Consider the following 14,564-nt stretch of genomic DNA (forward strand, 5'->3'; position numbering starts at 1 on the left):
ATATTGGGATGCACTAGACGGCCTATAGTGTGTGTCAACGCCATGACCGCTACGGCTACCAACATAATGACTACCATATACACTCTGAGATTGCGGGGATACATAGAGCGTTCCATACGTCCTCCTTAGTTAAGCCACCTAAAATTATCGACCAACGCCATACTACTCGAAATGAAATGCGAATCCGCCGTTCGTTAAAACGTTCTTGACTTCAACGACGAGGTTCTTAACAATGCCCTTCATAACTGGCTGCTACTCCAATCGTAACGGCCACCGGAGTTGACTCGCTTGTCAAGGGTCCGGGGAATATTCGCTTGGGCTCAATGCCGTTGGTCGAAACTATTAAATTTTTTGTCCCGTGTATAGGACGAACCGTCTATTGACAGCATCCAGGACTGCACGGATCATGCTTTCTTCAGGTGTCGCATCGCGTCGCACGGCATTTCCCAGCAGCACTTCTCCCTCGCCATCGATCACGAGCACTAAACAGAGGTCGACTCCTGCTATGGTGAGTTGTTTCGCCTCGATGAGCCGCAAGCCATTTTTGTCACCCAAAGCTTCATTGACCGCACATAACGTGGCTTCAGCCACCGCGTTGGCCCCTTCAAATCCAATGTGATGCCCCGCGTAGATGTGATTACCGTGAGATAAACGACACTGCGCTTCATATCCAGAGCTCCCGTATGTCAGCGAAAATCCCGCAATACGCAAACGTCCCAATGCACTTCCGGTCTCGATGTCTTGCTGGATTTGCACTATCACCACATTATCCGCGTGGATGTCGTGCCATCCCGATGACCGTAGCAATGAAACGATTTCTCGTACCAAATGACGCGGCGACTGCCGACTGTGACTCACCACATGTACGCGGACCCCAACTTTTGGATCGTCGACAATTTCTGCTCGGTCAATATGCGGCACACGGTGTAGAATTTCCTGATACTGTTGATAGGTCGCCGTCATAGTTCCTCCTATAGGACACGCGAATATACTTCGACCTCATTTCCCACATTCCTTCTTTTTCCTTCAAAAAAAGAGCCCCCGCAATCGGGGCTCCCTTTTTGTAAGGAGGTCTTGATGAAAACTATCGGGGCTCTAATAAACCATAACGACCGTCTTGCCTTCGGTATACGACATTAATGAGTTCGCTCTCGGCATTGGTAAAGGCAAAGAAGTCGTGGCCGAGCAAATCCATTTGCATCAGCGCTTCATCCAGTGTCATGGGCTTTCTAGGAAAGCTCTTGCGGCGTACCAACTCCTGCGGTTCCTCATAGTCGACCGCATGTTTAACATCGTTTGTATGACGGGGCTTCAGACGTGCCTTATACTTGGTCAACTGTCGTTCTAGCTTATCAATGACCCGATCTACAGAGACATACATATCCGGACTGGACTCTTCCCCCCGTAATAAGAGGTGTTCCATAGGAATGGTCACTTCAATAATTTGTCGTTCCTTTTCTACGGTGAGCATGGCATGGGCCGTCACCTCGCGATGCTCAAAATATTTTTCCATTTTTGAGAGTTTTCGCGTGACATGGTCCTTAAGCGCTTCCGTGACTTCAAAGTTCTTTCCTCGAACAATAACGTCCATCGCGTCTTCCCCCTCCGCCGTTCTCCCAATCGTTGGACTGGTAAACACATTATACCACCGTGCCTCCGGACACCTCACCTTGGGCATAAAAAAATCAAGGCCGGTTACCCAGCCTTGATGTGAGTCGAACCTCTGACGGTTAGAGACGTACGACGTTAGCGGCCTGTGGACCGCGGTCACCCTCTACAACATCAAATTCGACACGCTCGCCTTCATTGAGCGTACGGAAACCTTCGCCATTAATGGCACTGAAATGTACAAAGACGTCGCCGCCATCTTCCCGCTCAAGAAATCCGTACCCTTTTTCTGCACTAAACCATTTGACGCGACCAGTCATATTCGAGTTTTTCCCCTTTCACTTGAAGGCCCGCTCTAGCAATTAGAACGACCGCGGTCAATATAACATTGCCTTCCAAAAAAGTCAAACAGTTTCAAACGACCAAATTTGACTGCACGATTCCGCGACCTAGGCAACCGTCTCACGCGCCTTGGACGAAGTCGTGGAAAATACGGTGATGGTAACGACCGCCATGACTATCCATAGCACACTTACCATACCCACGGTCATCGGGACCCCGACTTGTCGAGCGAGCCACCCAGCCCCTGCGGCACCAATCGCCCCGCCAATCCCCAGCCCTATTCCACGAATAGCCAGCACCCGTGTTCGAATATTCGATGGCGCTGACTGCTGAATCCACACCATGAGTGCAGTGCCATAAAGCGGTTGTCCCAATCCCGAAAGAAAGACGCACAAGAGTCCCGTCCACCAGCTATGGGTCAGCAATACCAGACCTATCCCTAATCCGCTTAACAGCATACCAAACGTCAACAGAGCAGCATGTGAAACCCTCTCTACGAGATTCAGACGTTCAATGGACACCCCTGAGAGAAAAGCACCAATAGCAACGACCAAAACGATCCACACATAATGATCTGTTGAGACGTGCCACATGCCTTTCGATATGGCCGCCAACATCGTATTAATCCCGCCCACCGACAGTGACAAAATGGCCGAAAGAATTGTCAACCCTCCAACCAGACGGTTCTTTCGAATAAATTGAAATCCCTCTTGGATTTGTCCCCAAAACTTCACTACGCCTTGCAGCGGCGGCGCCCAGATGGTTTTATCGACACGCACGCCCAAAATGAACAGGCTGGCTCCGAGGTAGGTCACTCCGTCAATCCAAAAGGCATAGGAGAGCCCTACCGAAAAGATGACTGCGGCCGCCAATAGATAGGCAGCAATATCTGTAATAGCATAGTAGGTTTCTTGGCGAGCCATGCTTTGCGAATTCACCTCAGAACTACCAGCAATGGTCGGTTGCACACTGCGCAATATGGGCTGGTACACCATCGCAAACGAATACATAAGAAATACCGCGATGATCGTCCATAGATAATCATGGATAACCGGAATAGACGAGACAATAAGTGCGCGGGAAATGTCCGAGACGACAAGCGCACGTCGCCTCGGCAGGCGATCGACAATCCCCGCGACCGCCCACCCCAAAACGACGCGAGGTAGATATACCATCGCTAAGACGATACCCAAGTCCGCCACATTATGCGTCATGGCCAGCACAAAAATGGCTAATGCCACTTCCGTGAAATTATCCCCTAACTTGCTCAGCGCTTGTGACAAGATGATGCGATGGATGTTAGGGTGAAGTGTTGCGCGTACAGCCATATCCATTTCTCCTTCAATCGACAATCTCCATGGGGGCTTTTCTCATGCTCATTTTCCCGCACCGCTAAATACTGTAGTGCCTGAGGCAAAGGTTATACATATTGAAACTAGCTTACATAAATTTGCGTCATACGCATGTCGATTTATGGAATTTTATTGATTTAAAAGTCTCTTTTCGATTTAATCTTCCACAGCTTTATGCCCATTCTCACCTGGGGATAGTGGGGATAAGTCTGTTGATAAGAGGAAACACAACACTTTCGCTGGGGATAGCGAAATCGCAATCGAGAATCAGATTTTTGACGCATTTTGCCACATATTCTTCCGTTGAACTTTGTTTTGGTACATACCAAAATCCGCGTGATTCAGCAGAGCCTCCACGGTTTCCCCGTCGCGCGGATAGAGCGAAAATCCCGTGCTAACGCCAATCTTCACTTCCACATCAATCCAGTGCTGCAACTCGACGAGTTCCTGAATGCGGTGCAGTGCCACGTTAGCACCGTCTTCATCCACCTGATCGAACAGCACCACAAACTCGTCACCACCATAGCGCGCCAAGAGATCTCGCTCCCGCAATTGTGTCTCTACCAAATGACTAAATCTTATCAAGACCTCATCCCCTTTGAGGTGACCATGCTGATCGTTGACCCGTTTGAAATTATCTAAGTCCAAGAACGCCAAAGCAAAACTTTGACCGTCGCGAAAATCGGCTATTCGGTCACTAATCACTTGGCGAAAATATCGAAAGTTCAAAACGCCGGGTAACAATGGGTCTTGTCGCGAAATTTGCTCCGCCTCGGCTTGCAACATCCACTTGCGATAGGCCACCGCGGTCTGGCTGGAAATCACCTTAGCCATTTCATAATGGTGTGAGCGATAGGCGTTCGGACGGTCTTGTCCCACTAAAATGAATCCCCAAATGTGTCGGTCGGTCATAAGAGGCAAAATAAATCCTGACTTCAGAGGGTGGGTATCCTCGGGGGAAGGACTGGCGCTCAAAAGATGGTCAGCGTTCTGAATAAATTCGGGCATGCGGGTCGCCAGTGCCCAATCGGTGATGCCCTCTCCGCCGACCTCAAATATCTCCGGATAGGGTACGGTGACGGGATGGACGGCCGATGCCAATACGAGTTGCCCAGAATCGGTGGCCTGCAGATAGAGCGCGAAGAGGGAAAACCCCATAGTGTCCGAGAACGCCTGTCGCACACTTTCAATCAGTGAGTCTCGATCCAGTGCGGCGGTGATGGCTTGAGCGGCCTGCGCGGACTTTCGCGTGGCAGACTGACTTTGCAAGGTTTGATAATAGAAGGTCATAAGGAGAAGGACGGTCACATATGGAAAAATTCCCAAAATCACGACCCACCACCGTGGGTCGGCCAAATGAAGCAGTACATAAATGGCGACTAAAGGTAAGCTAAGACCCCACCCGATAATATCCCATAGAGCACTGCGAGTGAGAGTCGCCAAGGTAATATTGGCGTCTTTAATGAAGAAATACAGGTTCACAATCACATGATTGAGCACCAAAAATGCTAGAGCAAAAATAACTGACGCCAGTACGATATCGGACGAAAACAGCACAAACAAATGCGATGCCACAAAAAGCGACAGCAGCAAAAGCGACACGGTAGCAAAACTGGAGAGTCCGCGAAAGCGTCGGATCCAACTGGTCATGACGCCAATCACGACAACCCAAAAAGTGTCGGTTAATCCGCCCACAAGAAACACGGAAAAATAGCCAGCACTCGATAAGCTAATGCTGCCTTGGTCGAATTGTAACGGCCATGACTCAGACACGATAACAATGGCTGTTCCAATGATAAAAGTGCGCAGATGCGTTAGATGAAACCAACCATGCGGCATATGTGTCAGCCATAAAATGCCGTTAATAATGATGAGGAGCCATAAAAACTGGCGTGCCAACCGCGGATTGGGCTCACGCACCATCCCAGTCCCCTTTCATCCTTGCATGGGTTTGGTGGCTAGGAGAATCAAGAACATTGGACCCACTTTTCGGCACCTATCAGTTTCGTGACGACCGACAACTTTCCCTTCTTTCTGAGAGTATAAATTTTTGTGTCGATAGAGCGCGTCGGGTTATTGCAGGAGATGGTTTAAAGTGGCTATTAGCCGGTCGGGTTGAGGCTGGCGAGCCAAATCAACCCAAACAACCAAAGGATAGCGGCACGATGTCATGAGATCCTGGACCGGAATATTCCGATCGGCAACGGTGAAGAATGGATGCTGCCGGGACAGCAAGTCCAACATGTCATGGGTTCTGTCATTCGAGCCATCGTCGGTAAACACGACTTCAAATTTTCGCCGACTCCATTCGCGCTGATTGAAAAGGCCAATCAGTTCACGGACAATGTGTTCAATCCGATACTCCTGATTGGCCGCGCGCACCACCACGCTGACCGCGGGGGCGTTCTCGCGATACGTTCCCATGATGCGATCATACGCCCATTCCAGTAACACCACGATGCCATATAGAGATAACGCTAATCCCAGTGCTCCCCACCAGGTCATCGTCCTCGCCTCCCTGTCCGATATATACGCAAGGTATGCGAGAACATGCCCAAAGTGTGTCTTAGAGCTAAATCAACTTTGCCTCTTGACGCAATTGCTCAACGCGATTAAGTGCCTCCCAGGGGAGCGCCACATCTGTTCGACCGAAATGTCCGTAGGCCGCAGTTTGCAAATAAATCGGCCGCAACAAATCTAATTCCTCAATAATGGCCAGCGGCCGCAAGTCAAACACGCGTCGCACCACCGCGGCCAATTGGTCGTCAGCCAGCGTACCGGTACCAAATGAATCCACCATGACGGAGATGGGGCGCGCCACCCCGATGGCATAGGCAATCTGAATTTCCGCTCTGTCCGCGAGTCCGGCTGCGACAAGATTTTTCGCGACCCATCGCGCCGCATAGGACGCCGAACGGTCCACTTTAGTCGGGTCCTTGCCAGAAAAGGCGCCTCCGCCGTGTCTAGAATACCCTCCGTAGGTATCAACAATAATTTTTCGACCTGTAAGCCCCGAGTCGCCATGTGGTCCCCCAATCACAAAGCGTCCGGTAGGATTCACTAGGATTCGGGTCTCTGGCGTGAGCCACTCTTTGCCTAATGTGGGCACCAACACGGCTTCAATAATCCCATCGCGAAGCTCTTCCGTAGCCACCTCCGCATTATGCTGAGTCGAAACTAACACGGTATCCAGGGCAACCGGCTGATGATCCTCATAACGTACGGTCACTTGCGTCTTACCATCGGGCCACAAAAATGGGAGCGTTCCGTCGCGACGTACCGTCGCCAAGCGATGCGATAGTTGATGGGCTAGTGAGATGGGTAGAGGCATCAACTCAGGCGTCTCACGACAGGCATAACCAAAGACCATGCCTTGGTCACCTGCCCCAATTTGCTCACGAGGATCGATATCCCCGTTACGGGCTTCCAGTGCCTGATCCACCCCTTGTGCAATATCGGACGACTGTTCGTCAATGGAGGTCAACACCGCCACAGTGTCGGCATCAAACCCCATCTTCGCTCGCGTATAGCCTATCGAGCGGATGGTTTCGCGAACCACCTTAGGGATATCTACGTAACAGGTCGTAGAAATTTCGCCTACCACCAACGCAAGACCGGTGGTGACCACGGTCTCAGCCGCTACCCGCGCCGACTTATCATGCTCTAAAATGTTATCCAAAATCGCATCTGAGATTTGATCTGCCACTTTGTCTGGATGGCCCTCCGTCACGGACTCCGACGTGAATAGGTAGTTTTGTCCCAATAATGAACCTCCTCATAAAAAAATCCCCTTCATCTACATGAGAAGAGGGCATTCTCTAATTCTCTCATCCCTCCGGTCGTCCGGTCGGGCTTGGCACCTGGGCGTCGCCTGGTTGCCGGGTTTCATCGGGCCTGTCCCTCCACCACTCTTGATAAGAGAATGTCCTGAAATTGTCGAGTGCATTATAAAATAAAGGAGGGGATGCTGTCAAACGGCGCTCTCAGCACGTGTCAAAGGGTGCGGGTCGGGGGCCACGAGAACGCCCCCGACGGATGGTTCGCTGCCTACAGCGTGAGGTGGTGACTAGACTGGGTGGTTGGTGCGGAATTTTTGACGAGTGGCTTCTCCGCCGCGAAGATGCCGTTCTGCCTTATTCACTTCAAGCACCTTTTTTACCTCATTTGCCAAATGCGCATTGACTTTGGGCAGTCGTTCGGTCACATCCTTATGCACAGTACTTTTGGAGACGCCGAATACCTTGGCGGTATCCCGAACGGTTGCCCCGCTCTTGAGAATATAGTTGCCAATATCCATTACTCGTTGCCAGATGTGGTCTTTCACCTCTCCGGCCCCTTTCTCCCCCCGACGTCGGGTAGAGTATATGGCCCAAAAAAAAATAAATGCCAGGGCTCAGGCCCTGGCATTACTTGGCTCTCTTTCCTTAAGAGGAGGGGTGAAGGTAGTTCATGGGATTGGTGGCGGCGGCATCATGATAGACCTGAAAATCCACGTGCGCTGCCGAGTCCCGGCTATACAGGCTCGGGCCGCCCACCGTACCTATGGCTTGTCCCTGATGTACACTGTCCCCCACGCGTACCCTGGCTTCTCCTAGATGCCCATACACGGTTTCAAAGCCATCCCCATCATTGATCGTGACCGCGAGTCCCATATGTGGCTCCTTAGTTACCTGCGTCACGGCACCCGCCCAAGCCGCATTAACGGCGTTCCCCTTGCTCGCTGCGATCGTGAGGCCGGGGTTGTAATACCACTCGTTCAAAGCCCCTGAATACTGCCATCCAAAGTCGTTGGCAATCTTTCCCGTCACCGGCATCATGAGTGGAGCCGAGGTGGGACCACCGGCGAGAGGAGAAGAAGTCCGAGTTGTGGGCGTAGCCGACTTCGATGGTTTGGTGACTTTTGCCGTAACGGCCAGTGGATGATGTTGTCTAACCACCACAACGGCCACTCCGGCAACCACGACCAGACCGACCAGTGCACCTAGTCCCATAAGGGTTGTCCGACGTTTTGCCATGTTATTCCCGCTTCCTCTGCGAAATTACCCCATTGGGGCTATTTCCAGTTTGCCCAGATTTTGGTAATTCAAACTAATAGGTCACGGTAATAAGCGGGCTTCCCACGTATACCTCCGTTTTATGCATAAAAGGGTTGTAACTGGTCGCGATTTGAATATTCAATGGATGTCCTTGAAGCTCATCATGTTGGACAATGAATGGGGATCTCCCCGCATCGGAAATATATCCGGGAGCCCGAATGCCATTTTCAGTAGTGGCCCCCACACGTTCGAGGGCGGTATTAATCAGTCGTTGTTGCGCCAAAGGAGAAAGGTGTTGGCTTATCGTACCTTCGAGGTTGACGTCGGTATGCACCGTTCCATGAGAAGCGAGCAGATGGTTGAACAAGGTTTCGGTCGACGATAGGCCGGCAAAACCCTCCGGGGACGTTCGGTCAATGACCAGATAGATATCCCCCGTCGAGAGCCGCTCGACAATCACGTTGGTGGTAATGCCCGCGACAGTAAAAGTCTCTTTCGCCTTAATATAGCCAACCCCAATCGTATTCCTGACCGCCGCAGTCATTTTCAGCGCATCGCCCACCTTAGCGGCCGTGGCGTCCAAACTATCTGGAATAGGCCCGCTCAGTTCGACCCAATCATTGATACTGTATCCGGTCGCATGGGCGCCGGTCGCATGAAATGCCGACATCAAGGGCGCCCTCGCCGATGCTTCCGCTCTCGCCCCCACCAAGACCACTCCGGCAATTCCGATAATCCACCAAATATTCCGCATTGCAATAACCTCCGTAGAACTATGGTTACGTACTACCAAATTGTTCCACGCAAGATACCGGTTCATACACAGATGAAAGAAAGAGCCTCATAATGAGGCCCTTCTGGTGTGCATCTGTAGCAATCAATGACCCCTAGTGGGTGGTTGTCGATGTGCCTTGTCCAAGATCACGCCCGGTGGCCTTGAGTCGATTTTCGGCTCGCGCCAGTGCTCGTTGAGCTCGAGCCAGATCGACCGCCGATTGTCCGGCCCCGGTATTGAGATATTCTGCGGCGCGCTGGCGGGCACGTTCCGCCCGTGCTACGTCAATCTCTGAGGCGCGCTCAGCAGAATCCGCTAAGATGATGGTCTCACTGTCTTGAACTTCCAAGAATCCTCCCCCGATCACAATGTCCTCGGTGCGACCGTCATCGTGATATGCCACCATGATGTGGGGAACCAGTGGAGTGATGATCTGCATATGATGGGCTAGAATCCCGATTTCCCCTTCAGTGGATCTGACGATAATTTCGACTACATCCTCATCGTAGACCACGCGTTCGGGAGTTACCACGCGAAATCGATAGGCGGTGGCCATATAATCCCCCCGTTCGTCTTATAAGGTCTTGGCCTTCGCCAGTACCTCATCCATCGATCCAACCATGTAAAAGGCTAGCTCCGGCAATTCATCATGCTTACCTTCAAGGATTTCCTTGAACCCGCGCACCGTTTCCTGAATGGGGACATATTTCCCAGGGGATCCAGTAAACTGCTCGGCAACAAACATTGGCTGCGACAGAAAGCGCTCAATCTTACGAGCCCGGGACACCGTTAACTTATCCTCGTCGGATAGTTCATCCATCCCTAAGATGGCAATGATATCCTGTAAGTCTTTGTAGCGTTGCAATACCTGTTGTACACCGCGGGCTACCTGATAGTGCTCTTCACCCACAATTTGCGGATCCAGAATACGTGATGTGGATGTTAGGGGATCCACTGCAGGAAAAATTCCTTTATCAGAAATGCGACGTTCCAGGTTGGTTGTCGCGTCTAAGTGCGCAAAGGTGGTAGCGGGTGCTGGGTCGGTGTAGTCGTCAGCGGGCACGTAAACGGCCTGAATGGAGGTAATCGAACCCTTTTTCGTCGAGGTAATCCGTTCTTGCAACTGACCCACGTCGGTCGCCAGTACCGGCTGATAGCCTACCGCGGAGGGCATCCGACCTAAAAGGGCCGAGACTTCCGAGCCAGCCTGGACAAAGCGAAAAATGTTGTCAATGAAGAACAGCACATCGCGGTTCTCAGCATCACGAAAGTACTCTGCCATGGTCAATCCGGATAACGCCACGCGCATGCGCACGCCGGGAGGCTCGTTCATCTGTCCATAGACCAACGCGGTTTTATCAATAACCCCGGACTCCATCATTTCCTGATAGAGGTCGTTACCTTCTCGAGTGCGCTCCCCTACACCAGCAAACACCGAATACCCGCCGTGCTCTTTGGCAATGTTGTGGATAAGCTCCATGATGAGTACCGTTTTACCAACCCCGGCACCACCAAAAAGGCCCACTTTCCCGCCCTTGGGATACGGTGCTAGCAAATCCACCACCTTGAGTCCGGTTTCAAAAATCTCGGTCGCTACGGCTAACTCCGTGAACTCAGGAGGATTACGGTGAATGGGCATCTTCTCTTCCGCATCGGTTGCGCCTTTGCCGTCAATGGGCTTACCTAAGACATTAAACATCCGCCCTAAAGTCTTTTCACCGACCGGAACCTCAATCGGTCCACCCTCGTCAATGACACGCATCCCACGCACGACACCATCGGTCGAGGCCATAGCAATACAACTCACCCGGTTATCTCCCAGATGGTGAATCACTTCGAGCGCAATATCAATTTTGGTTGCCGTGATACTACTCTCCGGGCCATCTCCTGGTGCGGATCGATCATCGGACACAATGCGCAAGGCATTATATATCCGCGGCAACTTTCCTGCCGGAAACTCGACTTCTATAACAGGCCCGAGGACCTGTACGACTTTTCCTTCATTTTCAGCCACCCGAACACCCTCCTATTTCAACGCTTCGGCGCCGCCGACAAGTTCAGCAATTTCTCGTGTGATAGCCGCTTGACGCAATCGGTTGCGCAACAAAATCATTCGACGAATCAATTCGTCCGCATTCTTACTGGCACTATCCATCGCCGTCATACGGGCCCCCTGCTCTGACGCCTTGGATTCGAGGAGTGCCCCAAAAATCAACATTTCAACATACCGGGGCAGTAAGTCCTCAAAGACCTCCCGAGGGTCAGGCTCGAACACATAGCCCATTTCCACCCCTTTATCCTCGCGCGTTGCGAGAGGAGGAGCCTCCACGGGCAGTAGTCGAATTGTTTTGGGCTCTTGTGACATCGCGTTATGATATTCCGTATAGGTTAGATATACGGCATCCACCTCTTCGTTCAGGTAGCGGGCGATAATCACATCGGCAATGGCACGCGCTTGACGGTAACTCGGATCGTCGCCCAAGCCGACAAATTCCTCGCCAATCACGATGTTGCGGTAGCGAAAGAAGTCACGCCCTTTACGGCCCACCGCAAAAACCTGCTTTTCTTTTGCTGGTGCTTCGCGCAATACAATGGATGCTCGGCGCAGCACGTTCGTATTGTAAGGGCCAGCCAATCCTCGATCGGAGGTGACCACAACAAAGGCCACCTTGTTTTCAGGGCGCGTTTCCAGGAGTGGGTGATTTTTTCCGCCGCGCCACACGGCGCGAGACGTCACAGCGCGAATTTCGTTGAAATACTCGCGGGACTGACGCGCGCGCTCTTCAGCACGGCGCAATTTCGCGCCCGCCACAAGTTTCATTGCACGCGTGATTTGTTGTGTATTTTGTACACTCCGAATCCGCCGCCGGAGGTCCTGTAATCCGCCCGCCATTTAAAACACCGCCGTCTTCTTATAGTCCTCGATCGCTTCAGCCAGCTCTCGCATCATATCGTCAGACAATGCGCGTTGCGTCCTAATCGATTCCAAGAGCTCCCCACGCTTGTCTTTCATATACCGTACCAATCCACGTTCAAAGCCTCGAACACTTTCCACTGGCAAGTCATCCACAAATCCCTTAGTCACCGCATAAATGACCACGACTTGTTCTTCGACAGGCATGGGCTGGTATTGGGACTGCTTTAGCAGTTCTACCGTTCGTGCTCCCCGGCCCAAACGGGCTTGGGTCGCCTTATCTAAATCGGATCCGAACTGAGAAAATGCCGCGAGCTCGCGGTACTGGGCCAGGTCAAGACGCATTCCTCCCGCTACCTGGCGCATCGCCCTAATCTGAGCGTCACCACCAACTCGAGAGACCGAGGATCCGACGTTAACAGCAGGACGGACGCCTGAGAAAAATAGGTCGCTTTCTAAAAAGATCTGTCCGTCGGTGATGGAAATCACGTTGGTGGGAATATAGGCAGAAATATCTCCCGCTAAGGTTTCAATGATCGGCAACGCGGTAAGACTCCCACCACCCTTGGCATCACTCATCCGGGCAGCCCGCTCCAAGAGACGAGAGTGGAGATAAAACACATCACCGGGGTATGCTTCGCGGCCCGGCGGGCGACGCAGCAACAGGGACATAGCTCGATAGGCGACGGCATGTTTGGATAGATCATCGTATACAATGAGAACATCTTTACCTTGGTCACGGAACTCCTCACCCATCGCACATCCAGCATAAGGCGCCAGATACTGCAGTGGAGCGGGTTCAGCCGCCGACGCCGAGACGATGATGCTGTACTCCATAGCGCCGTGCTCTTCTAGGGTCCGGACAAGACCAGCAATAGTGGACTCTTTTTGTCCGATGCCGACATAAATACAAATGACATCTTGGCCTTTTTGGTTCAAGATGGTATCAATCGCAAGCGCCGTCTTTCCTGTTTGGCGATCACCAATAATGAGTTCGCGCTGACCCCGACCGATAGGAATCATGGCGTCTACCGCCTTGATTCCTGTTTGCAGTGGCGTATTCACTTTTTGACGGTCAATAATCCCCGGGGCAGGGTATTCCACCGGCCGACGCGTGCTGGTGTCGATTGGCCCTTTGCCGTCCATAGGCAGTCCAAGCGCACTCACCACACGACCAATGAGCGCTTCGCCGGCGGGAACCTCGACGACTCGTCCAGTGCGGCGGACTCTATCTCCTTCTTTAATGCCGATATCGTCGCCCAGAATCACACAGCCGACATTATCTTGTTCTAGGTTCAGTGCCATACCGAACACGCCGTTATCAAACTCTAACAGTTCACCGGCCATACAGTCGGCAAGCCCATAGATACGAGAAATCCCATCTCCTACCGTCAGGACAACACCGGCCTCCGATAGTTCCGTGGTAATCCCATATTGCTCAATCTCTTGCTTTAAAATGGCACTGATTTCGTCAGGTCTAATGCTCAACGACACTACCTCCCCCGTCTCCCTGGCGCAGCCTTTCGCCTAAAATGGCCAACCTGCGTGCCAAGCTTCCATCCAGTACCCGATCACCAATACGTACGACCACGCCGGCCAATATGCCCGGATCCTCTTTCAGCGTCAGCTGGACTACCTGCCCTGTAGCACGGCTCAGTGCATCCGCCAAACTTTTCTGTTGCTCCTCTGAAAGCTCATCCTTGGTGGTGACCTCAGCATGCATGATGCCGCGATAGCTGTCCCAGAGATTCCGGTATTCTTCATAAATGGTGGCAAGTACATCTTCACGTTGCTTATCAATCACTACACCCAAGAGGTGGCGCGTCACCGCGTGACAATCCTGGAATATCCGATTCACGGCATCGTGTTTGACTTGTCGAGAAATTTCAGGGCGACGAATGAACTCACTAAATTCCTTGTCGCCTTCCCAAATACCCAGCACGCGGCCAAGATCTTCGGCAATCTCCGCTTCGTTACTGTGACCCTGCGTTATTTGAAAGAGCGCCTGTGCATAGGGCCGAGCGATCACTTCTTTGTTCATTGTAGTTGCCCTGCATCCTTCAAAACCTCATCAAGATATCGATGTTGGTCGTCTGCGGTCAGGTTGCGCTCCATGACCTTCCCTGCGGCAAAGACCACCAAATCCGCTACTTGATGGCGAATGGAAGCGAGCGCTTGGTCACGCTCATGGGCAATTTCTTCCAGGGCTGCCTTTTGTCGATAACTAGCCTCGCGTTGCGCTTGCTCAACAATTTTCTTCGCCTGTTCATCGGATTCCCGTTGCGCATTGGCAAGAATCTGTTTAGCTTCATCCCGAGCCTGACTCACGAGCGTTTTGGCTTCTTGACGAAGCTGTTCGGCTTCTGTCTGAAGTCCTTGCGCATCGTTAATCTGTTTCGCTATGGTGTCGCGGCGCTTTTGCATGGCAGCCAAGAGCGGCTTATATACATACAGGCGTAGCAATATCAATAACAGAACCCATTGCGCTACCGCTGCAAGCATATTGCCGAACGTCAGTGAAGTGCTAGACACGTCAA

General features: G+C 52.0%; 16 protein-coding genes and 1 riboswitch. All 16 genes read right to left on the bottom strand.

The window, feature by feature from the left end:
* Positions 1 to 342 precede the first annotated feature (342 nt).
* Positions 343 to 963: a hypothetical protein gene (locus ACOJWD_RS06490; protein WP_486992410.1), complete on the bottom strand. Its 621-nt coding sequence runs from the start codon at positions 961 to 963 to the stop codon at positions 343 to 345.
* Between the two features lie 121 nt (positions 964 to 1,084).
* Entirely contained in the window at positions 1,085 to 1,591 is a 507-nt protein-coding gene (hpf, locus tag ACOJWD_RS06495) for a ribosome hibernation-promoting factor, HPF/YfiA family (protein WP_486992411.1), read from the bottom strand.
* Positions 1,592 to 1,730: 139 nt separating this feature from the next.
* Entirely contained in the window at positions 1,731 to 1,928 is a 198-nt protein-coding gene (locus tag ACOJWD_RS06500; protein WP_486992412.1) for a cold shock domain-containing protein, read from the bottom strand.
* A gap of 129 nt (positions 1,929 to 2,057) precedes the next feature.
* Positions 2,058 to 3,278, bottom strand: coding sequence for an MFS transporter (locus tag ACOJWD_RS06505; protein WP_486992413.1), 1,221 nt, complete (start codon positions 3,276 to 3,278; stop codon positions 2,058 to 2,060).
* Positions 3,279 to 3,569: 291 nt separating this feature from the next.
* Positions 3,570 to 5,225 carry a GGDEF domain-containing protein gene (locus tag ACOJWD_RS06510; RefSeq protein WP_486992414.1) on the bottom strand — a complete coding sequence of 552 codons (1,656 nt, stop codon included), beginning with the start codon at positions 5,223 to 5,225 and terminating at the stop codon, positions 3,570 to 3,572.
* 150 nt (positions 5,226 to 5,375) lie between these two features.
* Entirely contained in the window at positions 5,376 to 5,807 is a 432-nt protein-coding gene (locus tag ACOJWD_RS06515) for a glycosyltransferase (protein WP_486992415.1), read from the bottom strand.
* Positions 5,808 to 5,874: 67 nt separating this feature from the next.
* Positions 5,875 to 7,065, bottom strand: a complete 1,191-nt coding sequence (gene metK / locus ACOJWD_RS06520; RefSeq protein ID WP_486992416.1) for a methionine adenosyltransferase — start codon at positions 7,063 to 7,065, stop codon at positions 5,875 to 5,877.
* A gap of 61 nt (positions 7,066 to 7,126) precedes the next feature.
* A riboswitch (SAM riboswitch) is annotated at positions 7,127 to 7,223 on the bottom strand.
* Between the two features lie 145 nt (positions 7,224 to 7,368).
* On the bottom strand, positions 7,369 to 7,626 hold the full coding sequence (spoIIID, locus tag ACOJWD_RS06525) for a sporulation transcriptional regulator SpoIIID (protein ID WP_486992417.1): 258 nt from the start codon (positions 7,624 to 7,626) through the stop codon (positions 7,369 to 7,371).
* A 100-nt stretch (positions 7,627 to 7,726) separates the two neighbouring features.
* Positions 7,727 to 8,317 (bottom strand): peptidoglycan DD-metalloendopeptidase family protein, encoded by a 591-nt coding sequence (locus tag ACOJWD_RS06530; RefSeq protein ID WP_486992418.1) that lies wholly within the window; start codon positions 8,315 to 8,317, stop codon positions 7,727 to 7,729.
* A gap of 73 nt (positions 8,318 to 8,390) precedes the next feature.
* Positions 8,391 to 9,092 carry a YwmB family TATA-box binding protein gene (locus ACOJWD_RS06535; protein ID WP_486992419.1) on the bottom strand — a complete coding sequence of 234 codons (702 nt, stop codon included), beginning with the start codon at positions 9,090 to 9,092 and terminating at the stop codon, positions 8,391 to 8,393.
* 133 nt (positions 9,093 to 9,225) lie between these two features.
* Entirely contained in the window at positions 9,226 to 9,669 is a 444-nt protein-coding gene (gene atpC, locus ACOJWD_RS06540; RefSeq protein WP_486992420.1) for an ATP synthase F1 subunit epsilon, read from the bottom strand.
* Between the two features lie 18 nt (positions 9,670 to 9,687).
* Entirely contained in the window at positions 9,688 to 11,127 is a 1,440-nt protein-coding gene (gene atpD / locus ACOJWD_RS06545; RefSeq protein ID WP_486992421.1) for a F0F1 ATP synthase subunit beta, read from the bottom strand.
* 12 nt (positions 11,128 to 11,139) lie between these two features.
* A complete protein-coding gene (gene atpG, locus ACOJWD_RS06550; RefSeq protein WP_486992422.1) occupies positions 11,140 to 12,006 on the bottom strand; it encodes an ATP synthase F1 subunit gamma in 867 nt (288 codons plus the stop codon).
* Positions 12,007 to 13,515, bottom strand: coding sequence for a F0F1 ATP synthase subunit alpha (gene atpA / locus ACOJWD_RS06555; RefSeq protein WP_486992423.1), 1,509 nt, complete (start codon positions 13,513 to 13,515; stop codon positions 12,007 to 12,009).
* Positions 13,505 to 14,068 (bottom strand): ATP synthase F1 subunit delta, encoded by a 564-nt coding sequence (gene atpH / locus ACOJWD_RS06560; RefSeq protein WP_486992424.1) that lies wholly within the window; start codon positions 14,066 to 14,068, stop codon positions 13,505 to 13,507. The genes atpA and atpH overlap by 11 nt, the downstream gene beginning before the upstream one ends.
* Positions 14,065 to 14,559: a F0F1 ATP synthase subunit B gene (gene atpF / locus ACOJWD_RS06565; RefSeq protein WP_486992425.1), complete on the bottom strand. Its 495-nt coding sequence runs from the start codon at positions 14,557 to 14,559 to the stop codon at positions 14,065 to 14,067. Before atpF ends, atpH begins: the two co-directional genes overlap by 4 nt.
* Positions 14,560 to 14,564 lie beyond the last annotated feature (5 nt).

This window comes from Sulfobacillus sp. TH-112 (assembly GCF_057473405.1).